This is a genomic window from Beijerinckia mobilis (assembly GCF_000745425.1).
In the GTDB taxonomy this organism is placed as follows: domain Bacteria; phylum Pseudomonadota; class Alphaproteobacteria; order Rhizobiales; family Beijerinckiaceae; genus Beijerinckia; species Beijerinckia mobilis.
In genome coordinates, this window is the sequence record NZ_JQJH01000009.1 from 66,947 (window position 1) to 88,876 (window position 21,930).

Below are 21,930 nucleotides of genomic sequence, written 5' to 3' on the forward strand. Positions count from 1 at the left end.
ATCAGCACAGGCCACCTTCTGGTGGCTTTTTTATTGGAGACAACCATGTCTACAGTAACCGTCGCTACTGATGCAACTGGCAACATTGGAGCTACAAGCTACACTAAACCGCCATTTTATAGTAATTTCGCTATTGTAGGGTGGGGATCAACTCAAGGTCTGACACCTGGTACGCTGTTCTTCGAGAGCAGTTCGATCTCCGGTTTCAAGAACAGCTCTTGGATGGCTGCGGCACAACAGGCATCGAGTGATGCTTTATCGAAAGGATTGATACCCTATTGCGGCGCTCAGCGGTGGGAGGATAGTGTCATCGCTTCTCTCCCGGCGGGGGCCGTTATCTCGGATGAGTCAAACTATCCCAATATAGCGAGCGATCGGGCGGCTGGAACCCCTGTCGCATCGACAATGGATACGGATCCAGCCTATGTTGCCTGGGCGAAATGGATCATTGCCAACGCCGACAAATATTGCATGAAAATGTATGATGGCGGTACTTACCCGCAAAGCGGACGGACAGACGGTTATTCCGCCTTCCATATTTCAATGGCGATGCCGTTGGATGCGGCCGACGTTCCAAGTGATCTGGTTTTGACGCGTACGAATGACACAACCGTCTACTATGGCGACGTCTTTGCCTATTGGTACGGCAAGGCTGCAGCATTGTCTGGAGCGACAGGAGTCGCGCTATCCGATTTCACGGACGGTAATCCCTACACGGCAGACTGGGCTGATTTTAACCCACGCATCATCGCCCGCTTTGCCACTCTCTATGGCTACACGATTTCGGGTAGCACCATCGCCGATCAAGCTACCTGGATCCTGCAGCACGCAGGGAGCAACTGGGTTGACTTCCATTGCACCATGTACAGCTATTTCTTCAACGCCCTTGCTGCGGAAATCGGACGTAATACGGGCCTGTCTGCCTTGGTTATCGATCAATGTGGGTCCTGGGCCCAAAATCGCCGCTTGAATGGTGTCGATGGCCGCAAGATCGTGCGCACGATGAATTCCAAATATTATTTCGCCGGATGGGATTGCAAGACCATTCAATCCGATCGGCTGGGCCTCAAGGCTGGCCAGCATCCCATCCGGGCATTGGCCGGTCCGATCATCGCAGCGGCACGTGAACCCTACACGCGGAACGGCTCGAATATCGAGGCCCTGGACAACACGCTGACGCAGGGGATCAAGGGTAACTACCCCACCATGAGCGATTCAGACGTGTCCGAATTCGCGACGAAGATCGTTAAGCAGATTTGGGTATCCCATCTGTGGGCGCATATTTGCGGTTACTATCGGGACTTCCGCCGTGCAATTTGCGTTGTTAGTCGCGATTATTGGGATGCGGGCGACATCAGCGCGATTACAAATCTGCAGACGCTTGTTCAGGATATTTGTCCAGCCAAACCTTTCGGTCCGGCGCTTTATTATTCCGTAACTGCCGAACGTTCGCTCGAGAATACGACGCTTAAAAATGGTCCCTACGAGGTCCAATATCTGCTCGACACCGATGATTTTCAGACAATCATGAACAGCGGCAAAGCGCCCATCGGCTATTTCATATCCGATGCGGCTTTGTCCAAAGGCAATCTTCGCAATGGCGACGCCGCTGCGCCGAGTGCCTTTTTGATCGCGACCCATTCCGATCTTATCCCGTCCAGTGAACTTTCGGCGCTTCAAGCGATCGCTCCTGTTGTGACTTCCGTTGATGCTCTCGATGCCTTGACGGGGCAGCCGCTGAAATTCACTGGCGGTGTCTGCGGCTTTGGCTTCATCGCGGCTGATGGCCGTTTGATCATCGTCGCGCGGCACCCGAGCGCGGCGCAAAATGCCACATCGATAACAGGCACGATCGTCCTGAACGGGCTTGTAAACGGATCTTATACAGCAACGGAATTGTTTACGAATAGCACTGTGTCGGTGACAGTTTCTGGCGGCACCACCACGATCTCGATTACACTGTCACGCTGGGATACGCTGGTCTATGCGCTGCCTGCGGCGGCTCATAGCTGAGCGATTGAACTAGCATGTTCCGGAATTATCCGGAACGCTTCGGTAGAAAAATTAGAGTATTTTCAGATTGATGAAATCACTACGCGATAGAACTTTATCGGAAAATGCTCTGGACATTTCTATTCAACTGAAGATTCCCGAGAGTATACTCGGATATACAGACATTGCCAGCTCTTGAGAGACTGTCTATCAAGAGCTGGCGCCTTCTTTTGCAAGATCAGGCCAGCAGAACTTCAGGTGAGAGTGCATGGGAATGGTTACGAAACATTCCGATCGGAAAGCATGACCAGTTTCGCGTATTCTGTACCCAAAGCGATTTATCGAGAAATTTCCGCATTCATTCACGAAACTCGATACCGGGCAGCACACGTAAAATTGCCCGGTCCAAACGCCAGATCGGATGCGCCTTGAGCTCATCCGGCATGGCGCAGCAATCGACCGTCAGATCAATGAGCCGCTCGGCGGCATCAGGCAATTCATCTTGTAATTCCTCATAGCTTTCAATGGCATAGGATTTCAGATTGCTTGAGTCTTCCATGCCTTGCTTGTTGTAGGAGGAGACGCCACGGATCACGAAACGAATGAAGTGGATGAGGATCGTGATGAGTTCATCATCATTATCGGGCGACGCCAGAAAAAACGGCCCGTCGAGAGGTCCCGCTTTCTCGCCAGGCGTCGGAAGGATTTTGACCACAGCCATTGATTGAAATCTCTGCGCGAAAATTGGTACAACATATCATTGCGTTGATTGTTTTTACCGTTCTTGGGAGCGGGGAGCGCCTCTATTGTGAGGTTTGGAGCATGATCGCCGGAGCCATCAGAAACGGATTCTCGCTTCGCGGTGATGGGGGGCAGGCTCCGTGCAATATTGTTTACGAAGAGAGAGTCAATCGCCGTCATCCGGGAGGATCAGTTCGCTGACTGGCCGATGACCGAGCAGGTGTTCCCGCAGAATACGAAGCAGATGAGCGGGAGAAAGATGATGATAATAAACCTCATCAGGATGAACGAAGGCGAGAGGTTCGCCCGTACATTTACCGAGACAGGCACGGCGCATGCAGGAGGCCGTGCCGATCATCTGTTCATCGATTTGTTCCGATTGCATTGCCTGTCGCAATTCCTCGACAAAGGCTTCTGCTTCACCGGATTTGTTGCAGCATGGGCCAACGCAGATGATCAACCGTCGTGCTTCCGCCGGGCGGCCGAATATATCCTTCAGTGCCATAGGTTCGGTCGATCCGCGCCTGTTGTCATTGAGGACTTCTGGAAGAAGGGCCGTCTCGGCTGAGACCGTCACTGATCATTGGCGGATCCGATGTGACGATATTGGACCGATTACGATCCTGATGCACGCAGCCGATATGACCCTCAATCGGAATGTCCATCAATATATTCATGAATATATTATTGTGCAAAAGCAACGGTCATATAAGCAAGATTTGCGCCCTATTTCCCGTCCATGAAGTCTGGACGGTTTAAAAACCCTCGAATTAACCAAGAATTCGAAACCCTGTGGCAAATTTCCATCTCTGGACAATTTGGACTTCAACGTTGCCTAAATTTAAGCAAATTTAGTCATGAATTGTAAGCTTGCTTGAGCTCGGGTTTTAAACGAACTTGTGTTTCATGAGCCCGGTTTGATCCGCTGCCCGTTGCCAAAGGCAGGGGAAAGAACGAAACGCATGCGCCGCGTTTCAGGCTGAAGCAAATGAGTGCAGGATGGCGCGCGTAGACAGGACTGATCCCATGCGAAACGGACGGATGATGATTCTTACGCCCGAAACCGCCCGTTCCGACGCGAATGTGTCGCAAAAATCCCTTCAGTCCCTTTCCTTTTATGCTGGTTTCAGCGCATTCCTGCGCGGGCGGACCTTCAAAAGCGTTCTCGCCGCTGGTGGTGCCGCTTTGAGTCTTGCCGGATGTGCCCATAGTCCGCAGCCACGTGTTGCGGCGAGGTCCAAGGAATATTTTCCCTCGTCGGTTTACGGGAAGGCCAGCCCGCGCGTCATTGCCGATGGGCAGCCGATTCCGCGTGGCGGCGGTACCCGGATGGTTGGCAAGCCCTATACGGTTGCCGGCCATACTTATTATCCGAGCGACAAACATGATGCCAAAATTGGTCTGGCGTCCTGGTATGGCGACGCCTTCCATGGCCGTTTGACCGCCAATGGCGAGATCTATGACCGTGAAGCGGTGACAGCCGCCAGCCCGACGATGCCGATCCCGAGCTATGCCCGCGTCACCAATTTGCGGAACCATTATTCCATGGTCGTCCGCGTGAATGACCGCGGTCCCTTCGCTTCCGACCGCATCATGGATGTCTCGCACACTGTCGCTCGGGCGCTCGATTTCCACAAGTCGGGCACAGCCAAAGTCAAGGTTGAATATCTCGCCCCGGCGAGCCTCAACGGTTCGGACGACAAGATCTTGCTCGCGACCCTGCGGCAGGATGGGCGTCCCGCGGGGCTCGGTGGCGAGGCTCCGGTCATGGTGGCGGAAAATCCGCAACCTGCGCGCGCTGCGGTCGTTCAGCCCACGATCGTCACACCGACGATTGCGCCGCCGCGCGTCAAGCCTCTGGAAAAGGCTTCGACTCCTTCCGGCGCTCTTTCAAGGGCCGATGCTCAGGCGCTCGCGGCGCTTGCCGCGGCTTCTCTCGAAGAGCCGGTATCACGGGGCTCGAAAAGCGCGCCGCATGGCGATAAGATGAAGCCGGTACCGCCCTCCCGCCCGTTTGACCTCGCGACGATTCCCGGTGCGGGTGTGGCGATTTCGGCATCACCGAGCCGCCACGCCGCTCTTCGCTGATCTTTGTCAGGGCGTGATTATTTCTTTCAGCAGCCTGCTTCGCCGGGTCCGATTGCCAAGGGCCGTAGGAATTGGTTTTGGTGATGGGCGCAATACACCCGAACCTGCTCCAGCCTGCGATTGCTAACGATCAGGAGGCCGCTCGTGCTTTCCGTTTCGCGCCGCTTTCTCTTGATATTGACCGGCCTTGCCGCACTCACCGCAATGGTATCACCGGCGCGAACGATCGAAACCAGCGCGCCGAATGTCTTCCTGATCGACGCCGATTCCGGCGGAGTGCTGTTTGAAAAGAATGCCGATGCGGCAGTGATTCCGGCCTCCACTGCCAAGGTCATGACGGCGGAACTGGTCTTCCACGATCTGCGGGAAGGCCGCATCACACTCGACGATCAGTTTCTCATCAGTGAAACAGCTTGGCGGCAGGGCGGAGCGCCTTCCCGTGGTTCGAGCATGTACGCTGCCCTGAACAGCCACGTGCGCGTTGAGGATTTGATTCGCGGTCTGGTCATCGATTCCGGTAATGATGCGGCTATCGCGCTGGCCGAAGGTCTCGCCGGTTCCGAAGGGGCTTTTGCGACTCAGATGACGCGCCGGGCGCGCGAACTCGGGCTTGATCATTTGGTCTTCACCAACGCCTGGGGCAGAGACGATCCAGACCAGCGGGTGACGGCGCGCGATATGGCGCGGCTTGCCCGTCATGTGATCACGACCTATCCGGATTATTATAAATATTTTGGCGAGAAGGAATTCACCTGGAACAAGATCCGTCAGACCAATCGCAATCCGTTGCTGGCGATGGATTTCGGAGCCGACGGGCTTAAAACCGGCTATATAGATGCGGCAAGCGGCTATTCGGTCGTTGCATCTGCGGTGCAGAATGGCCAGCGGCTCATCCTTGCCCTCTATGGAGCGAGGACCTTCAAGGAGCGGTCCGAGGAAGCGCGCAAGCTGTTTCTCTGGGGGTTTCGGGCCTTTACCCCCAAAACTGTCTTTACAGCGAATGAAACAATCGGCACGGCGAGAGTATTCGGCGGCGCAAAAGGCGATGTGGCTCTCGCGGCGCATGAAGATGTGAAATTACTGGTGCCTGTTCTCACTGGGGAAAGATTCACCGGAAAGATCGTCTATTTGGGGCCCTTGCGGGCGCCGATCGAGGAAGGTCAGAAGGTTGCTCATCTGATTGTCAAGCGCGGCACGCTCGAAGCTGTCGACATACCGCTCTATACCGCCGAGGCAGTGCCGGAAGGTCCCCTGGCGCGTAAGGCCCTCGATGCAGGGCTCGAACTCGGCGTGGAGCTTTGGCGTAAATATGTGACCAAGCAATGAGTGCAGGCCAAAGGCCCGGATATTTCATCACCCTGGAAGGCGGTGAGGGGACCGGAAAATCGACACAGGCGCGCAAGCTGGTCAGCTTGTTCGAGGCGCGTGGCCGCAAGGCGATCGCCACGCGTGAGCCGGGCGGCTCGCCCGATGCCGAAATCCTGCGCGACATTCTTCTCTCAGGTGTCGTCAAATCGCTCGGCCCTTTTGCCGAGGCCTTGCTTTTTTCCGCCGCCCGCATCGATCATCTCGACAAGACGATCCGACCGGCACTCGCCAAGGGTATTACGGTGATCAGCGACCGGTTCTCCGATTCGACACGGGTCTACCAAGGCATTGCCGGCAATCTCGACCAGCGCAAGGTCGCCATGCTGGAGCGCGCAGTGCTCAATGGTTTCTTGCCGGACCTGACCATGATTCTTGATCTACCTCCGAAAATCGGGCTTGAGCGTGCGGCGGCGCGGCGCAGCGCGGTTGCGGATGGCGAGGCTCCGGACCGTTTCGAGGCAGAAGAATTGCAGTTTCACCGGCGCGTGCGGGAAGCCTTTCGGGCGCTTGCCGATACCGAGCCGAGGCGCTGCATATTGATCAATGCGGAGGGCTCCGAGGAGGTGGTGACGCAACGTCTCTGGGCAGCCATTGAACGGCGGCTGCTCAACGACGGCGGCGGCCTTTCCTGAAACGAGCGATAATCCGCTATGGCGACCGAGACCGACGAAAATTTCGAAGCTGATCGTCACGCAGGGACACGCCGCCCGCGCGAGACGATGGACTTGCTCGGCCATGAGGAAGTCGAGGCCGCCCTGCTCGAAGCCTATCGCAGTGGGAGGCTGCCTCAAGCTCTGCTAGTGGGCGGCACCATGGGGATTGGCAAGGCGACCTTGGCCTGGCGCCTCGCGCGCTTTTTATTGGCGCATCCAGATCCATCATCCGGGGAGGTGAAAGGCGCTGGCTCGCTGGCGCTGGCGCCGGATCATCCCGTGGCGCATCAGGTCGCGGCGCTGGCCCATCCCGATCTCGTCCTTTTGCGGCGGGAATGGAATGAACGCGGCAAGAAAGCCTACAGCGAAATTCGCGTCGATGACGTGCGGCGCACAACGCATCTTTTCCAGCAGGCGGCCGGCGCGGGCGGCTATCGTATCGCCATCATCGATAGCGTGGAGGACCTCAATAATTCAGGTGCCAATGCGTTGCTGAAATTGATCGAGGAGCCGCCGCCGCGATCTCTCTTCGTTCTCGTCAGCCATCGGCCGGGCCATGTGCTGCCGACCTTGCGCTCGCGCTGCCGACGGGTCCTCCTGAAACCCCTTGCCGCCGCCAATCTTGCCGCCATCATTCCGACGCTCGGGGCGCCGTGGAAGGATCTGGAAGCCGCGCTCGATCCTTCGCATCTGCTTTCCCTCGCCGAAGCGGCGCGTGGCTCATTGCATCCGCTGTTACGCCGCCTCGATCCAGCCGTACGCAGTGTCGAGGCGATTCTTGACCGTCTGCTCAATGCCTTGCCGCGTGTGGACTGGCGCGGCGTTCATCTGCTCGCCGATCAGGTGACGGCCGATTCCGACACCAATCTGGAAATTCTCCATCTGGCTATCCTCGATTGGCTCGACGCCCGCCTACACGCACAGGCGCGCAACGACGGCAATGAGCAGAGTGGTTCTCTTGCACCGCTTGCGGAGGTATGGGAAAAAGCAACCGATGCTCTGCGCGAGGCCGAGGCTCTCAATCTCGACAAGCGGCAACTCATTCTCACCCTGTTCACGCATCTCGCTGAAGCCGTCGAGGCGTCCGAGCATGTTCCTTTCAACTAGACCACATTACGATGGGCCAAAGCCTGGATCGTCAGAGACAGGTGAACCACCTACAACAAATTCACGCTGCTATCCGACAAGAATTCATGCTCAAGGTTGATGATATGGCTGGCCGACAACGCTTCTATCTGACGACAGCCATTCCCTATGCCAATGGCGCGCCGCATATCGGGCACGCCTACGAACGGATTGCCTGCGACGCGATCACCCGCTTCAAGCGGCTCGATGATTACGATGTCCTGTTCGTGACCGGCATGGATGAACATGGGCAGAAGATGCAGCAAACGGCGGCCCGCAACGGCATCACGCCGCAACAGCTCGCGGACCGGACAGCGGCGCAATTCGCGGCAATGGGCGAGGCGCTCGACGCGCCGACCGACGACATCGTGCGCACGACGCAACCGCGCCACCACGCCGCCACGACGGCGATCTGGGAGCGCATGGCGGCCAATGGCGATATTTATCTCTCCAAATATCCCGGCTGGTATTCTGTCCGCGATGAAGCCTTTTTCGATGAAGGCGAACTGACGGCGGGACCGAACGGGACGAAGCTCGCGCCGACAGGCGCGCCGGTCGAATGGGTCGAGGAGGAAAGCTATTATTTCCGTCTGTCCGCCTATCAGAAGCGGCTGCTCGCCCATTATGCGGCGCATCCTGATTTCATCGTGCCGGAACATTACCGCAACGAAATCGTCTCCTTCGTCGAGCGCGGCCTGACTGATCTCTCGATCAGCCGCTCGACTTTCGATTGGGGCATTCCGGTGCCGGGCGATCCGAAACACGTCATGTATGTGTGGGTCGATGCGCTGACCAATTACATCACCGCGACCGGCTTCCCCGATGAAGCCGCGCCGCGCGCCGCCTTCTGGCCAGCCGATGCTCACGTGATCGGCAAGGATATCACGCGCTTCCATGCCATCTACTGGCCGGCGTTTCTGCTTTCGGCGGGACTGCCGCTGCCGAAACAAATCGTCGTGCATGGATTTCTGTTCAATCGCGGCGAGAAGATGTCGAAATCGGTCGGCAATGTCATCGACCCGTTGCAGCTCATCGGCCAATATGGGCTCGATCCCTTCCGCTATTTCTTCCTGCGTGAGGTGCCCTTCGGGCAGGACGGCAATTATTCGCATGAGGCGATCGTCAACCGCACCAATGCCGATCTCGCCAATGATCTCGGCAATCTAGCGCAACGCTCCTTGTCCATGCTGGCCAAGAATTGCAAGGGCAGGGTGCCGCAGCCCGGCCCCTTCACCGAGGCCGACACGGCCCTGCTCGAACAATCCGCGGCGCTTGTCGGCAAGAGCCGCGCGCTCATGCAGGATTTCTCGCTACACCTTATATTGGCTGAAATCTGGCGTGTAGTCGGCGAGGCGAACCGCTATTTCGCCAGCGAGGAGCCGTGGATCAAGCGCAAGACGGATCCCGCCCGCATGGGCACCATTCTCTACGTCACGGCGGAGGTTCTGCGCCGCATCGCCATTCTGGTGCAGCCGTTCATTCCGCGTTCGGCGTCGAAATTGCTGGATCTCCTCGGCACCGCCGAAGAGGCGCGGATGTTCGCGAATGTCGAGAAAGGTCCAAACCTTGCTCCCGGCACGAAGCTGCCGGCTCCGGAACCGATCTTTCCACGTTATATAGATGCGGAAGCCGAGACGACCAAAACGCCGTGACGTGCCACCGCGCCCTGCCGTGTGAAGGCAGGGGTCGGGATCTCGCCGGACCTCATTGATCACAATCCTTGTGGTCAATAGGAAATGGCCAAAGACGGAAAAATGAGACCAGAATGCTGATCGACAGTCATTGCCATCTCGATTTCCCCGATTTCGCGCCCGAGCGTGATGCCGTCGTCGCGCGTGCGCGTGCGGCCGGTCTCAAGCGCATGATTACGATTTCGACGAGGCTCGACCGTTTCGACGAGATTCGCACAATCGCGGAGACCTATGAGGATGTCTATTGCTCGGTCGGCACGCATCCGATGCACGCCCATGAGGGCGAGGAAACGACACTGGCGCGGCTGATCGATCTCTCCGCCCATCCCAAATGCGTCGGCATCGGCGAAACTGGCCTTGATTATCATTATGACGACGCGCCGCGCGATATCGCTCTCCGGGTGTTTCGCACCCATATCACGGCGGCGCGGGAAACCGGCCTTCCGCTCATCATCCACTCACGCGAGGCGGATACGGATATGGCCGCCATTCTGACCGAAGAGATGAAGCAGGGCGCCTTCAAGGCGCTTCTGCATTGTTTCACTTCATCACTCGCGCTTGCGGAAACGGCCATCGATCTTGGCCTTTCGATCTCCTTTTCCGGCGTGCTCACCTTCAAGAAATCCGAGGAATTGCGCGCCATCGCCGATCGCTTGCCACTCGATCGCCTGCTTGTCGAAACCGACGCACCCTATCTCGCGCCGGTGCCCTATCGCGGCAAGCGTAACGAGCCGGCCTATGTCGCCGAGACCGCCAAGGTTCTCGCGGAGGTCAAGAGCGTGTCGGTGGAGGAACTCGGCTCCGTGACGACAGCAAATGCCCTGCGCCTCTTCGACAAGATGCCACCGCTCGATGATATTGCACGATCCGGCGAGAACCTTGCGGGGCAGGCGGCGTGAAGCGGCAGATCACCATTCTCGGCTGCGGCTCGTCCGGCGGCGTGCCGCGCGTGGGGCAGGGTTGGGGTGCCTGCGATCCGAACAATCCGAAGAACAGGCGGCGGCGCTGCGCCATTCTCGTCGAACAAAAAGGCGAAGACGGCGCCGAGACCCGCATCCTCGTCGATACCGGGCCGGATCTGCGCGATCAATTGCTGGGTGAAAATGTCAGCCATCTCGACGCGATCTTTCTGACGCATCAGCACGCTGATCATACCCATGGCATGGATGACGTCCGGCCATTGGTGCTTATGGCCCATAAGCGCCTTGATCTGTATATGGATGCAGCGACATCGGCCGATGTGCGGGAAGCCTTTTCCTATATTTTCGAGACCCCGCCGGGCAGCTATTATCCGCCTCTGCTCAATGAACATCGGCTGGTCGCCGGCGAGCCGGTGGAGATCGATGGCGCGGGCGGTGCCATCAAGGCGCTGCCGTTCCGGCTCGAACATGGTGAAATCGACGCGCTCGGCTTTCGTTTCGGCAATTTCGCTTATTCGCCGGATGTTGCTGGCATTCCGCCTGAAAGCGTCGGCTTTCTGGAAAATCTCGATCTCTGGATCGTCGATGCCTTGCGCTACACGCCGCACCCCAGCCATTTTTGCCTGCGCGAGACGCTGGAATGGATCGAAAAGCTCAAGCCTCGCCACGCGATCCTGACCAATCTGCACACTGATCTCGATTTTGAGCAATTACGCAGCGAATTGCCGCCCCATATCGAGCCGGCCTATGACAGGATGAAGATCGCGATTTGAGATGTTGAAATTCAAGGCAACTGTAGTTCTTGAGGTAATAAATATCAATGTTTATTATTTATAAGTATTTTGTTTACTTCTTCTAAAAAATTAGCAGCATCTCGATAGCTTGGATCATTTCCAGCTTGTTCTACAACAAAGCTTAGTCTTTCTTCTGCCTTCTTGTATTCGCCTAATTGAGCAAGAGCAATCCCGGAAAACATATAAGGAGTGAGCCAATTTGGTGTTAATTTAATTTGACCTTCACAAATATCTTCTAGCTTAGGCCATTCCTGATTTTTATATAAACTAATTATTATTCCAAATACCTCTGTTTCGTGCCCTATTGTTGTCTGGATACGTCCGCTACCTAAATTTTGACGATGCGCGCCATTAAAGTCGTAAGTATCGGAAATACCGCGCTCTGCGTTTTTAAGTTTCACTTTAAGATCTTTTTCATGTTCTTTTAATGCGAGAATATTTTTCTCTAGGCTGGAGATTTTTTCATTCTGTTGATAAATTTTATTTTCCTGCATATCTATTTTGTTAGACTGCTGGTTCATGACTGTCGCTTGTATTGAGCTTATTTTATCATTTATTATAATAATAAATAAACCTATTACGGCTGTAAATAAAAATGATGCTATCATGATCCATTTTCGCACTTGAAAGATGGTGATACAACTTGAGACAAGCGCTATAATAATACTGAAAATTGATAAAAATAAACCTATTTTATAAAGTAAATCTGGCGATTTTAAGAGGTTTTGCATAGGTGTAGCTCTTTAATATTTCTGTTCGATATAAGTCTACAGAGGCAGAGCCTGCGCATTCTTGATCTGCCCAAGCGCGAAGCTCGATTCGATCGAGGCCACGCCTTCGAGGCGCGTCAGTTTCTGCTTGAGAAAGGTTTCATAGGCGGCAAGGTCGGCGACGACGATGCGCAGGAGATAATCGCGCTGGCCGGTCATCAGATAGCATTCGACGATTTCCGGCCAGCGCATGACGGCGGCTGAGAAACGGTCGAGTTCATCCTCCCGTTGGCGCTCCAGCTTGATCGAGGCGAAGACGCTGATCGGCAGGCCGACCTTCACCTGATCCACGACGGCGACATAGCCCTTGATGATCTGCGCGGATTCCAGCAGGCGGACCCGCCGCGCGCAAGGGGAGGGCGACAGGCCGACGATTTCGCCCAGCCTTTCCGTCGTCAGGCGGGCATCCTTCTGCAGAGCGGCAAGGATTTTCCGGTCTATCGCGTCGATCTCTGACTTTGCCATCTTTCGCCACTTTCTGCAGAAGATTTAGCTTATTCAGCCAAAGAAGGGTTTATTCAAAGCTCGATTTGGCCACAATTCTTCCAGCGCGTCCATTACCTTCAAGACATGGATCCCGGGGCTTCAATCCCAGGAGCACGATCTGGAGGAGCCGCCGTGGACGAAACTATCGCCTGTCTCAAGGAACTTGAACGCAAGACTCTCTGGCTTGCCACCTGGATGATTCACAATGCCAATCATCTGCGCGACCATGCCGATGGTCTGAAAGTCGGCGGCCATCAGGCGTCTTCGGCTTCTCTCAACACCATCATGACGGCACTCTATTTAGCGGTCTTGCGGCCGGAAGACAGAGTGGCTGTGAAGCCGCATGCGAGCCCCGTCTTTCACGCCATTCAATATCTCTCCGGCAATCAAACGCTCGACAAGCTGCAGAATTTTCGCGGTTTCAAAGGCGCCCAATCCTATCCCTCGCGCACGAAGGATGTGGATGACGTCGATTTCTCGACTGGCTCCGTCGGGCTCGGCGTGGCGCAGACCCTCTTTGCCTCGCTGGTTCAGGATTATCTTCGCGCCAAGGGGCTTGGACTTGAGAGGCCGGAAGGCCGGATGGTGGCACTGATCGGCGATGCCGAAATGGACGAAGGCAATATTTTCGAGGCCTTGCTCGAAGGCTGGAAACATGGCCTGCGCAATTGCTGGTGGATCGTTGATTACAACCGCCAAAGCCTCGATGCAGTGGTGCGCGAAGGCCTCTGGCAGCGTTTCGAATCCCTGTTTCACGATTTCGGATGGGACATCGTCCTCCTAAAATATGGCAGCCTCCTCGAAAAGGCCTTCGCCGAGCCAGGCGGAGATAAATTGCGCGAATGGCTCGAGACCTGTCCGAACCAGCTTTATTCGGCTCTGACTTTTCAGGGTGGTGCGGCCTGGCGCAAAAAGCTTCTGGATGATCTCGGCGACCAGGGCGCCGTCTCGGCGCTCATCGATCGATATTCAGACGCGGAACTTGCGCAGGTGATGACCAATCTCGGCGGTCATGACCTGCCCGCCTTGCTTGAGGCTTTTGCGCAGGCACGGACGCATGACCGGCCGGTCTGTTTCATCGCCTATACGATCAAGGGTCATGGTCTGCCCTTGGCCGGTCACAAGGATAATCACGCTGGGCTGATGACGCCGGCGCAGGTGGAGAGCCTGCGTGAAAGTATGGGGATCAGGGCAGGGCATGAATGGGAGCCTTTCGAAGGGCTGTCTCTGCCGCAGGATATTCTTGGTGCCTTCATCAAGGCCGCGCCGTTCAATCGCCAGGGACAAAGACGGCTGCAGGCCGCGAAAATCACTGTCCCGGCACAATTGCCCGTTTCCTTGCAGGCGTCGATGTCGACGCAACAAGGATTCGGACTTCTCATGCACGAGATCGCCAAGGGCGATGGCGATTTTGCGCGCCGGATCGTGACCACTTCGCCGGATGTCACCGTCTCGACCAATCTCGGTGCCTGGGTCAACCGGCGGGGCCTGTTTGCCCGCGAGGAAATGGTCGATCTCTTTCGCAAAGAGCGGATCCCCTCGACCTTCAATTGGGATTTTTCGCCGAACGGCCAGCATATGGAACTCGGCATAGCGGAAATGAACCTGTTCCTGATGCTTTCGGCGCTCGGGCTTGCGGATTCGCTTTTTGGCGAAAGGCTTTTGCCGGTCGGGACACTTTACGATCCCTTTATCGAGCGCGGACTCGATGCGCTCAATTATGCCTGCTACCAGGATGCACGGTTTCTGGTTGTCGCGACGCCATCCGGCCTGACACTGGCACCTGAAGGCGGCGCGCATCAATCCATTGCGACACCTCTCATCGGTCTCGCACAGGATGGGCTGGCGAGTTTCGAACCGGCCTTCGTCGATGAACTGGCGACGATTCTACACTTTTCCTTCGATTATATGCAGCGTTCCGGCGAGCATGAGCCCGACGAGGCCACGTGGCTGCGCGATGCGACGGGCGGCTCGGTCTATTTACGGCTGTCGACGCGCCCGATCGAACAGCCGAAACGGCTGATCGACGAGGCGATTGCCGAGGCGATCATCAATGGCGGCTATTGGCTGCGCGAGCCTGGCCCCAATGCGCAGGTCGTCATTGCCTATAGCGGTGCGGTCGCGCCGCAGGCGATCGAAGCAGCGGGCCTTATTGGCGAAGATCGCCGGGATATTGGCTTGCTTGCCATCACTTCGGCTGACCGGCTGAATGCCGGATGGTCAGCTGCGCAGCGCGCAAGGGAAAATGGCCATCCGGGTGCTGTCAGCCATGTGGAACGGCTGCTCGCAGGTGTGCCGAGCCATTGCGGTCTGGTGACGGTTCTCGACGGCCATCCAGCCACACTAGCCTGGCTCGGTTCGGTCTATGGACACCGGACGCGCGCGCTGGGCGTGGAACATTTCGGCCAATCCGGCAGTCTCGCCGATCTCTACAAGCACTATGGGATCGACACTCAGGCCATTATCGCCGCCGCGCAAGGTGTGGCCATGGGTAAGCCGATCCGACATTTGCGCGCGATTCCGTGACGGCACCAGCTTGCCGCGCCCAAGCCAACCCCCAAACCCAAGCCGCCGAACTTGTAGATTCGGCGGCCGAAATCGCCACAGCCGGCAAAGCCCGGACCTTATGGAACTCCCACTTGTTGAAGTTCCATAATGTACCTTATGCGAATCAGACTGCACACGCTCTCTCGCCAAATTGGAAGGTTATGCGGGATTTCTTAAATCATTCCTTATGCTTCCATCAGCCGATTGCCGCCCCGGGACTGGCGCCGGGATTGAAATCGCATTTGCTCGGCGTCTCTCCATTGCCCATCTCTGTGGACCGGCTGCGGGTCTTCCACCGCACTGATGAAGACTTTCTGGATTTGCCGGCCAATTGGGCAATTTCATTCTGGTCTCGACCATCCAGATAAAAACGGTGAAATCGTCAAATTCATTTGAACCTTTTCCCGACTGAGACGTTGCAGTTGCGCGAATGATTCGATGGCGGTCGGATGAATCGTGGTCTTTCGAGCATGCGTGCTTGTCTCGTACATGGCCATGGCCTGCGATTTTGGCCGGAGATTCACAGCTATTGGGTGGTTTCGGACAATGCACCCGGCGGGTTTTCTTCGTGCTGCATCAATTAAGCTATGGCAAGCGCAGAGGAAATTCGCTATGGAAAGGCAAACACAGGGTTGATGGCATTTTTATCGCTTACCATGGCTGAAAATCAGGCTGGCACCTTTTGGTGACCGGCCTTTCGTGCTATGCTAAATCTTAACCAAGTTTGTAATTTCATTGTGAGCAGCAATTTCCGGTCGGTCCCAACGTGCAAAATGGTCGGCTGGTTTGGAAGCGGGCATTCTCCGCTTCGGGGTATGGCGAGTATAGGCGCAGATAAGCAGGCATATCATGAGCAAAGGTAGAGATTTCCGGGGTCCCAAGAAGCGTGGTTTTGATGATGATGGGCCCTCGCCCTATGATTCGCCGCGTCCCAGCCGTTCGCCGCGTCCCTCTTTCGGTGGGCCGTCTTCCGGTGGTTTCGGTGGTCCTGAACTGGCACCATCAGCACCGTCGAGCCCCCCAATCGACGCTATCGTCAAATGGTTCAAGGGCGATAAGGGTTTCGGTTTCGTTGAATTGAGCAACGGCACTGGCGATGCGTTTCTGCATATTGGTGCGTTGCAGGCCGCAGGATATGATTCCGTTCCTCCGGGCGCGAAACTCAAGGTCAATGTCGGCAACGGCATGAAGGGCGCGCAGGTCACGCGCGTGCTAGAAGTCGATACGACAGGTGCCGCCGAGCGTGCGCCCCAACGTTCGTTTGGCGATGCCGCCCCGCGTCCGCCGCGCCGTGCTCCCGATCCTTCGACCGCTGTCTCGGTCACCGGGACCGTGAAATGGTTTGATGACAACAAGGGCTTTGGCTTCGTCCAGTCGAATGATGGCGGCAAGGACGTTTTCGTCCATATCTCCATCCTCGGTTCCTCCGGTGTTCCCCACCTGACCGAGGGGCAGGCCGTGACCATGCGCGTCGTGGATACGCCTAAGGGCCGCGAAGCGCTTTCCATCGCGCTCGATTAATCGAGAAATCGAGACGGAAGTGGAGCAAGGCTTGTCTCCACTTCTTTTGCATTGCGTGTTTCTCATTCGTTGCCTGACGATTTCGGCCGCACAAGGTGCGACATCGTGCGCAGCGCGACTACAATGCAATCTGCTATAAATAACCCTGCTCTCTTGCCGCGCTTTCTTGCCGCCTTGCTCCTGATATGCAGCCTTCCCGCGACATCCGGCGCCTCCTCGACATTATGAGTGCCTTGCGCGAGCCGGAAACGGGCTGCGCCTGGGATCGTCAGCAAACCTATGCGTCGATTGCGCCTTATACGATCGAAGAAGCTTATGAAGTCGTCGATGCGATAACGCGCGGTGATCGTGGTGATCTGTGCGACGAGCTTGGAGATCTCCTGTTTCAAGTCGTCTTCCATTCCAGGATTGCCGAGGAGGAAGAGGCTTTTGATTTCGGCAATGTCGTCGAGGCGATTTCCGCCAAATTGATTCGTCGTCATCCACATGTCTTTGGTGAGCGCAAATCCGCCTCGCCTGAGGAAATCAAGGCGCAATGGCAGAAGATCAAGGCTGAGGAAAAAGCCGCACGCGCGGCTGCCAAAGCCGTTGAGCCGCAAGAAACCGGAGGAAGTGGCTCGCCAGTGGAAAGCCTCCTGGTGGATGTGCCGCTCGCCCTGCCCGGTCTGACCCGCGCCGTCAAACTCCAGGAAAAAGCCGGACGGGTCGGTTTCGACTGGAACGATGCCGCTCTGGTTCTCGACAAGCTGCGAGAGGAAACGCTGGAGATCGAGGCCGCTATTGCGGGAGGCTCAGCCTTGGAGATCAGTGGCGAGATCGGTGATCTTCTTTTCACCGTCGCCAATCTAGCCCGTCATTTGAATGTGGACCCGGAAGCCGCAATCCGCTCGACAAATGCCAAATTTGAACACAGATTTGGCTTCATCGAAACGGCATTGCACAAGGCTGGCAGAACCCTGGCGGAAGCCGAGCTCACCGAAATGGAAGCACTTTGGCAAGAGGCTAAAGCCCAAGAGGTTAAAACCAAGGAGCCGCCGGAAGCTTGAGAGCCTCCATCCTTGTTCAACGGTTGTCGCGCCGGTGAAGAAAGGCCAGACGCTCGAAGAGGTGAACATCCTGCTCGTTCTTCAACAGGGCGCCATGCAGTGGTGGAATCACCTGTTTCGCGTCGTTACCGCGCAGGATTTCAGGGGAAATATCCTCATTCAACAGCAATTTGAGCCAATCAAGCAATTCCGACGTCGATGGTTTTTTCTTGAGACCGGGCAAATCGCGCAGTTCGAAGAAAATGCGAAGGGCCTCTTCGACGAGCTGTTTTTTGATGCCGGGGAAATGGACATCGATGATGGCCTGCATCACCTCGACGTCGGGAAATTTAATGTAATGGAAGAAACAACGGCGCAGAAAGGCGTCCGGCAGCTCTTTTTCATTATTCGAGGTGATGATCACGATCGGCCGGCGTGTTGCCCGCACGGTCTCGCCGGTTTCGTAGACGAAGAATTCCATCCGATCGAGTTCGAGCAGAAGATCATTGGGAAATTCGATATCCGCCTTGTCGATTTCATCGATCAGCAGGACCGGTCGGGCGGGAGAGGTGAAAGCCTCCCAGAGCTTCCCGTGCTTGATGTAATTGGCGATGTCGGAAACCCGCGGATCTCCGAGCTGCGAGTCACGCAGACGCGAGACCGCATCATATTCATAAAGGCCTTGCTGGGCCTTGGTTGTTGATTTGATATGCCATGTCAGTAGCGGCGCATCGACCGCTCTTGCGACTTCCTCGGCAAGCACCGTCTTGCCTGTGCCCGGCTCACCCTTGATGAGTAGCGGCCTTTCGAGTGTGATCGCGGCATTGACGGCGACTTTCAGATCATCAGTGGCGATATAGGACTTTGTGCCGGTGAAACGCATGGCCTATAATTTTCCTTGAAACATTCTTGGAGACACTCATGCCGCACATCATCGGATGGCGGGACGCTCATGTTCCTTAAATTTTTCCTGAAATTGCGCGAAGCTCAAGTCCCAGTCAGCTTGCGGGAATATCTCGTTCTTCTGGAAGGCCTCGAGAAGGAGGTTACCGACAGAAGGATAGAAGATTTTTATTATCTCGCTCGTTGCTGCCTTGTGAAGGACGAGCGGCATTTTGACAAGTTCGATCGTGTCTTCTCGGCTTCCTTCAAGGGGCTGGAAACATTGGGACAGGCAGAGGCGCAAGCGGCAGAAACCGCCGAAATACCGGCCGAATGGCTGCGAAAGCTCGCGGAAAAATTTCTATCCGAGGAAGAGAAAGCGCAATTGCAGGCGCTCGGCTGGGACAGACTGATGGAAACCCTGCGCCAGCGTCTCGCCGAGCAGAAAGAACGCCATTCGGGCGGCAACAAATGGATCGGCTCCGGCGGCACCTCCCCGTTCGGCGCCTACGGCTATCACCCGGAAGGCATCCGCATCGGTCAGGCCGAAAACCGCAATTTTCGCGCGGTGAAAGTCTGGGACAAACGTGAATTCAGGGATCTCGACGGTACTGTCGAACTCGGCATACGCTCCATGAAACTCGTCCTGCGGCGGCTGCGAAAGCTCGCGCGCACTGGCGCGGCGGAGGAACTCGATCTCGACGATACGATCCGCGCGAGTGCATCACAGGGTTTTCTCGATGTGCGGCTAAGGCCGGAGCGGCGGAACGCCGCCAAGGTTTTGCTCTTCTTCGATATTGGCGGCTCGATGGATGCGCATGTGGCCGCGATGGAGGAATTGTTTTCCGCGGCGCGGAGCGAATTCAAGCATATGGATTATTTCTACTTCCACAATTGCCTCTACGAGGCGGTCTGGAAGAGCAATCAGAGGCGGCGCGAGGACCAGATCGCCACTTTCGACGTGCTGCACAAATATACCGCGGATTACAAGATCATTGTCGTCGGAGACGCCGCAATGTCGCCCTATGAGATCGTCATGACGGGTGGCGCCGTCGAACATCACAATCCCGAGCCAGGCCAGGTCTGGTTGAAACGCCTGACCGATACCTACCCCCATGTCGTGTGGCTCAATCCGACGCCGCGGGCGCATTGGCGGTATACGCAATCGATCGGCCTGATCGAACGGCTGATGAGTGGGCGCATGTTCCCACTCACCCTCGACGGCCTTGACGGCGCGATGCGCGAGCTGACCGGCTGAACAGGCCGGCAGCGAACCGCTGCTTATCGGCCTGCATATTCCATTGCGCCCTGCTCCACCACGGCCGCCCCAAAACGGCGTCGGATGGGTTCGGCCCGTTCCGGTGCGACACGGACCGATATGCGGACGGTGCCGTCGTCATCGTAGCTCTTGCCCATGACTTCCGTATGTTCATGCAGCCAATGCTGGCCTTCGCCATCCGCCGGTCCGAGCGTGATGTCGAAGAACAGGCGTCCTTGCGCCAGCCGACTCTCGATTTCGCTTTCCAGCGCCTCGATCCCCTGCCCGGTCAGCGCCGAGACGAGAATGGGCCGCCGTTCATCGCGCCGAGCATTGTTGAGCACGGTTTCGCGGCTATCATCGTCGAGCAGATCAGCTTTGTTCCAGACCTCCAGAATATGGCCTTCATCCGCCGTATCAATGCCGAGATCGCTAAGCACATTCTCAACATCGAGGCGCTGGGCCTCGGCGTCGGGATGCGAGATATCGCGGACGTGCAGAATAAGATCGGCTTCCAGCACTTCTTCCAGGGTCGCGTGGAACGCTTTGACCAGCATCGTCGGCAGATCGGAAATAAATCCCACCGTATCCGAGAGGATGACCTTGGATCCATGAGGAAGCGAAAGGCTGCGCAAGGTCGGGTCAAGCGTAGCGAAGAGCATGTTCTGCGCCAGCACTTCCGCTTTGGTCAGACGGTTGAACAGGGTCGACTTTCCGGCATTGGTGTAGCCGACAAGGGCGATGATCGGATAAGGCACGTCGCGCCGGGTCTTGCGATGCAGACCACGCGTACGCTTGACACCGGCGAGTTCCTGTTCGAGCCGGGTCATGCGCTCCTGCAAAAGCCGCCGGTCGGCTTCGATCTGCGTTTCGCCGGGACCACCCAAAAAGCCGAAGCCGCCACGCTGGCGTTCAAGATGGGTCCATGAACGCACGAGGCGTGATTTCTGATAGGAAAGATGCGCCAGCTCGACCTGGAGGCTGCCTTCCCGGGTCCGCGCGCGCCGTCCGAAAATTTCGAGGATCAGGCCGGTGCGGTCGATGACTTTCGCGGCGAAAGCTTTTTCGAGATTGCGCTGCTGGACTGGAGACAAGGCGCAGTCCATGACGACCAATTCGGCTTCGGCTGTCTTCACGGCTTCGCCGAGTTCGGCGACCTTGCCGCTGCCGAGATAGGTCGAGGGCTTGATTTCAGCGAGGCTCACCATGCGGCGATCGACGATATCGAGGTCGAGCGCCTCGGCGAGGCCGAGAATCTCATCGAAGCGCGCTTCTGGTGTTCGCGCCGCAGGCTCTGCGGAGCGGATAAGAGGGTTTGCGGGCTTTTGATTGAAATAGGGCCCGATGACCATGGCGCGTGTTCTGGTGGGGCGCCTGTCTATTCCCGGCGCGCCATTCGCGGCGCCGGAACGGGTGCTGGTAGTCACAGGAGATGGTGAAAAAGTCGAAGCGTCTATGGGGAAACTCCCGGTACGGTCATTATTATTCGCGGATCGAAGCTCCCCCGGCCCTGGAGCGTTTCGGATATTTCCAGAAACGCTCCACTCAAAAAACTAGAGTATTTTCAAAGTTATGGAATCGCAAAGCGATTCAATGTTTCTGGAAAATGCTCTAGCCGGCATTGGTTGCTTCGTCGCCCGGCTCGAACATCTGGATCGGTGCGCCGGGCATGATGGTAGATATGGCGTGCTTGTAGACGAGTTGCGAGTGGCCATCGCGGCGAAGCAGCACACAAAAATTGTCGAACCAGGTGACGACGCCTTGAAGCTTGACGCCGTTGACGAGGAAGATCGTGAGGGGCACCTTGTTCTTGCGAACGAAATTAAGAAACGTGTCTTGCAGGTTCTGCGGGCGGTCCACTGCCATTATCGGGTCCTGTTCTTGTTGTCCTGATTTCCTAACCGGAATAAAGCAAGCAATTCTTCAGGGATGACGGTTCAGCTATTAGAGCGACCTCGTGACGAAGCCGCAAGCCGCCGTTTTACCCAGTGTATAGATCTTTTTCCCTTCAGCGGGCTTTCATTGACGTTGAAAGCATCAGCCTCGAAAAGTTGCCAGTTTTTGTCAAG

At 56.5% G+C, this 21,930-nt stretch carries 19 protein-coding genes; 12 read left to right on the plus strand and 7 right to left on the minus strand.

What is annotated here, in order from left to right:
- Positions 1 to 222 precede the first annotated feature (222 nt).
- On the plus strand, positions 223 to 2,013 hold the full coding sequence (locus DL88_RS08915) for a hypothetical protein (protein WP_156971014.1): 1,791 nt from the start codon (positions 223 to 225) through the stop codon (positions 2,011 to 2,013).
- Positions 2,014 to 2,350: 337 nt separating this feature from the next.
- Here DL88_RS08915 and DL88_RS08920 read toward each other — a convergent pair whose 3' ends face one another.
- Positions 2,351 to 2,713 carry a hypothetical protein gene (locus tag DL88_RS08920; protein WP_034994884.1) on the minus strand — a complete coding sequence of 121 codons (363 nt, stop codon included), beginning with the start codon at positions 2,711 to 2,713 and terminating at the stop codon, positions 2,351 to 2,353.
- Between the two features lie 186 nt (positions 2,714 to 2,899).
- Positions 2,900 to 3,238, minus strand: coding sequence for a (2Fe-2S) ferredoxin domain-containing protein (locus tag DL88_RS08925; protein WP_034995092.1), 339 nt, complete (start codon positions 3,236 to 3,238; stop codon positions 2,900 to 2,902).
- 536 nt (positions 3,239 to 3,774) lie between these two features.
- On the opposite strand from DL88_RS08925, the gene DL88_RS08930 reads away from it, so the two are divergent.
- The 7 genes from DL88_RS08930 to DL88_RS08960 all read left to right on the plus strand — a co-directional run bounded on the left by DL88_RS08930 (position 3,775) and on the right by DL88_RS08960 (position 11,351).
- On the plus strand, positions 3,775 to 4,821 hold the full coding sequence (locus DL88_RS08930; RefSeq protein WP_245270731.1) for a septal ring lytic transglycosylase RlpA family protein: 1,047 nt from the start codon (positions 3,775 to 3,777) through the stop codon (positions 4,819 to 4,821).
- A gap of 144 nt (positions 4,822 to 4,965) precedes the next feature.
- Positions 4,966 to 6,147 carry a D-alanyl-D-alanine carboxypeptidase family protein gene (locus tag DL88_RS08935; RefSeq protein ID WP_034994887.1) on the plus strand — a complete coding sequence of 394 codons (1,182 nt, stop codon included), beginning with the start codon at positions 4,966 to 4,968 and terminating at the stop codon, positions 6,145 to 6,147.
- On the plus strand, positions 6,144 to 6,821 hold the full coding sequence (tmk, locus tag DL88_RS08940) for a dTMP kinase (RefSeq protein ID WP_034994890.1): 678 nt from the start codon (positions 6,144 to 6,146) through the stop codon (positions 6,819 to 6,821). Before DL88_RS08935 ends, tmk begins: the two co-directional genes overlap by 4 nt.
- Before the next feature lie 18 nt (positions 6,822 to 6,839).
- Positions 6,840 to 7,949 (plus strand): DNA polymerase III subunit delta', encoded by a 1,110-nt coding sequence (locus DL88_RS08945; RefSeq protein ID WP_034994894.1) that lies wholly within the window; start codon positions 6,840 to 6,842, stop codon positions 7,947 to 7,949.
- A gap of 104 nt (positions 7,950 to 8,053) precedes the next feature.
- Positions 8,054 to 9,619, plus strand: a complete 1,566-nt coding sequence (metG, locus tag DL88_RS08950) for a methionine--tRNA ligase (RefSeq protein ID WP_034995106.1) — start codon at positions 8,054 to 8,056, stop codon at positions 9,617 to 9,619.
- Between the two features lie 113 nt (positions 9,620 to 9,732).
- Positions 9,733 to 10,557 (plus strand): TatD family hydrolase, encoded by an 825-nt coding sequence (locus tag DL88_RS08955; RefSeq protein WP_034994897.1) that lies wholly within the window; start codon positions 9,733 to 9,735, stop codon positions 10,555 to 10,557.
- Positions 10,554 to 11,351, plus strand: coding sequence for an MBL fold metallo-hydrolase (locus DL88_RS08960; protein ID WP_034994900.1), 798 nt, complete (start codon positions 10,554 to 10,556; stop codon positions 11,349 to 11,351). The genes DL88_RS08955 and DL88_RS08960 overlap by 4 nt, the downstream gene beginning before the upstream one ends.
- A gap of 44 nt (positions 11,352 to 11,395) precedes the next feature.
- Here DL88_RS08960 and DL88_RS08965 read toward each other — a convergent pair whose 3' ends face one another.
- The gene (locus DL88_RS08965; RefSeq protein ID WP_034994901.1) at positions 11,396 to 11,980 is read right to left on the minus strand and encodes a tetratricopeptide repeat protein; all 585 of its coding nucleotides are present in this window, start codon (positions 11,978 to 11,980) and stop codon (positions 11,396 to 11,398) included.
- 159 nt (positions 11,981 to 12,139) lie between these two features.
- Positions 12,140 to 12,607 carry an Lrp/AsnC family transcriptional regulator gene (locus DL88_RS08970; RefSeq protein ID WP_034994904.1) on the minus strand — a complete coding sequence of 156 codons (468 nt, stop codon included), beginning with the start codon at positions 12,605 to 12,607 and terminating at the stop codon, positions 12,140 to 12,142.
- Between the two features lie 105 nt (positions 12,608 to 12,712).
- Between DL88_RS08970 and DL88_RS08975 the strand changes: the two genes are divergently transcribed.
- The 3 genes from DL88_RS08975 to mazG all read left to right on the plus strand — a co-directional run bounded on the left by DL88_RS08975 (position 12,713) and on the right by mazG (position 17,742).
- A complete protein-coding gene (locus tag DL88_RS08975) occupies positions 12,713 to 15,154 on the plus strand; it encodes a thiamine pyrophosphate-binding protein (RefSeq protein WP_051955779.1) in 2,442 nt (813 codons plus the stop codon).
- A gap of 870 nt (positions 15,155 to 16,024) precedes the next feature.
- Entirely contained in the window at positions 16,025 to 16,696 is a 672-nt protein-coding gene (locus DL88_RS08980) for a cold-shock protein (protein ID WP_034994910.1), read from the plus strand.
- Positions 16,697 to 16,881: 185 nt separating this feature from the next.
- On the plus strand, positions 16,882 to 17,742 hold the full coding sequence (gene mazG / locus DL88_RS08985) for a nucleoside triphosphate pyrophosphohydrolase (protein ID WP_034994912.1): 861 nt from the start codon (positions 16,882 to 16,884) through the stop codon (positions 17,740 to 17,742).
- A 16-nt stretch (positions 17,743 to 17,758) separates the two neighbouring features.
- On the opposite strand, the gene DL88_RS08990 is transcribed toward mazG, so the two are convergent.
- Complete coding sequence (locus DL88_RS08990; RefSeq protein WP_034994915.1) at positions 17,759 to 18,604, minus strand: AAA family ATPase; 846 nt, start codon at positions 18,602 to 18,604, stop codon at positions 17,759 to 17,761.
- Positions 18,605 to 18,673: 69 nt separating this feature from the next.
- On the opposite strand from DL88_RS08990, the gene DL88_RS08995 reads away from it, so the two are divergent.
- A complete protein-coding gene (locus DL88_RS08995; protein WP_034994917.1) occupies positions 18,674 to 19,861 on the plus strand; it encodes a vWA domain-containing protein in 1,188 nt (395 codons plus the stop codon).
- A gap of 23 nt (positions 19,862 to 19,884) precedes the next feature.
- Here the strand turns inward: DL88_RS08995 and hflX are convergent, their stop codons facing one another.
- Together hflX and hfq are read right to left on the minus strand one after the other, a co-directional pair.
- The gene (gene hflX, locus DL88_RS09000; protein WP_051955780.1) at positions 19,885 to 21,213 is read right to left on the minus strand and encodes a GTPase HflX; all 1,329 of its coding nucleotides are present in this window, start codon (positions 21,211 to 21,213) and stop codon (positions 19,885 to 19,887) included.
- Positions 21,214 to 21,472: 259 nt separating this feature from the next.
- On the minus strand, positions 21,473 to 21,727 hold the full coding sequence (gene hfq, locus DL88_RS09005; RefSeq protein WP_034994920.1) for an RNA chaperone Hfq: 255 nt from the start codon (positions 21,725 to 21,727) through the stop codon (positions 21,473 to 21,475).
- Positions 21,728 to 21,930: the final 203 nt, after the last annotated feature.

Bases quoted from the DNA above. Each gene is read 5' to 3' on its own strand.
- metG (WP_034995106.1), top strand. From the start codon at position 8,054: ATGGCTGGCCGACAACGCTTCTATCTGACGACAGCCATTCCCTATGCC.
- DL88_RS08915 (WP_156971014.1), top strand. From the start codon at position 223: ATGGCTGCGGCACAACAGGCATCGAGTGATGCTTTATCGAAAGGATTG.
- DL88_RS08965 (WP_034994901.1), bottom strand. From the start codon at position 11,980: ATGATAGCATCATTTTTATTTACAGCCGTAATAGGTTTATTTATTATT.
- DL88_RS08930 (WP_245270731.1), top strand. From the start codon at position 3,775: ATGATGATTCTTACGCCCGAAACCGCCCGTTCCGACGCGAATGTGTCG.
- mazG (WP_034994912.1), top strand. From the start codon at position 16,882: ATGCAGCCTTCCCGCGACATCCGGCGCCTCCTCGACATTATGAGTGCC.
- DL88_RS08920 (WP_034994884.1), bottom strand. From the start codon at position 2,713: ATGGCTGTGGTCAAAATCCTTCCGACGCCTGGCGAGAAAGCGGGACCT.
- DL88_RS08945 (WP_034994894.1), top strand. From the start codon at position 6,840: ATGGCGACCGAGACCGACGAAAATTTCGAAGCTGATCGTCACGCAGGG.
- DL88_RS08990 (WP_034994915.1), bottom strand. From the start codon at position 18,604: ATGCGTTTCACCGGCACAAAGTCCTATATCGCCACTGATGATCTGAAA.
- DL88_RS08975 (WP_051955779.1), top strand. From the start codon at position 12,713: ATGGATCCCGGGGCTTCAATCCCAGGAGCACGATCTGGAGGAGCCGCC.
- hflX (WP_051955780.1), bottom strand. From the start codon at position 21,213: ATGGTCATCGGGCCCTATTTCAATCAAAAGCCCGCAAACCCTCTTATC.
- DL88_RS08970 (WP_034994904.1), bottom strand. From the start codon at position 12,607: ATGGCAAAGTCAGAGATCGACGCGATAGACCGGAAAATCCTTGCCGCT.
- DL88_RS08995 (WP_034994917.1), top strand. From the start codon at position 18,674: ATGTTCCTTAAATTTTTCCTGAAATTGCGCGAAGCTCAAGTCCCAGTC.
- tmk (WP_034994890.1), top strand. From the start codon at position 6,144: ATGAGTGCAGGCCAAAGGCCCGGATATTTCATCACCCTGGAAGGCGGT.
- DL88_RS08980 (WP_034994910.1), top strand. From the start codon at position 16,025: ATGAGCAAAGGTAGAGATTTCCGGGGTCCCAAGAAGCGTGGTTTTGAT.
- DL88_RS08955 (WP_034994897.1), top strand. From the start codon at position 9,733: ATGCTGATCGACAGTCATTGCCATCTCGATTTCCCCGATTTCGCGCCC.
- DL88_RS08925 (WP_034995092.1), bottom strand. From the start codon at position 3,238: ATGGCACTGAAGGATATATTCGGCCGCCCGGCGGAAGCACGACGGTTG.
- hfq (WP_034994920.1), bottom strand. From the start codon at position 21,727: ATGGCAGTGGACCGCCCGCAGAACCTGCAAGACACGTTTCTTAATTTC.